The following is a 637-nucleotide window of genomic DNA, read 5'->3' as shown; positions in this document are numbered from 1 at the left end:
TGTTGGTTACCTGCCGTCTTGCGGCCATGTCGATCTTGCCCTCCACATCGGGCAAACCTTCCGCTCTACGCGCTCAATCTAGCTGAGGCTCCACCACCGGCCACGCGCTCAAAGTACGTGAGGCACGTCGCGAGGTTGACAGCGGGAGTCTGTGTGGTGCATGTTATTCGCAATGCGATGCGGTTTGTGTCTTATAAGGACCGCCGCAAGGTCGCCTCGTCGATGCGGGCCATCTATTCGGCGCCCACCGTCGATGCCGCTGAGCTCGCGCTCAAAGAGTTTGACCGCGATTTCGGTGCGCAATACCCCGGCGCGATCGACGTGTGGCGGAGCGCCTGGCCAGAGTTCATTCCCTTCCTGGATTACCCGGTGGAGCTGCGCAAAATCGTGTACACGACAAACGCGATCGAGTCGATCAATTTCCAGCTACGCAAAATTACCAAGAACCGCGGACATTTCCCGGACAAGGACTCGGCGATCAAGTTGCTGTACTTGGGGTTGCGCAACATCTCCAGCCACAGAGGAGGCTATTCGGGGACGGGAACCCACAACTGGACTGTGGCGCTTAACACACTGGCGAAACTGCGAGGTGCCTCAGCTAAAAGTGAGCGCGAAGCGGTGGTTGGTGCCTCACGCA

General features: G+C 58.6%; 1 pseudogene. It reads left to right on the top strand.

Annotated elements, in window-relative coordinates:
- Nucleotides 1-150: 150 nt before the first annotated feature.
- A pseudogene (locus tag F6Q13_RS19445) lies at nt 151-637 on the top strand (transposase); the annotation flags it as partial.

Source organism: Mycobacterium sp. (assembly GCF_008709575.1).
In the GTDB taxonomy this organism is placed as follows: Bacteria; Actinomycetota; Actinomycetes; order Mycobacteriales; family Mycobacteriaceae; genus Mycobacterium.
Note: the sequence above shows the minus strand (reverse complement) of the source record. Positions and strands in the feature narration are given on the sequence as shown.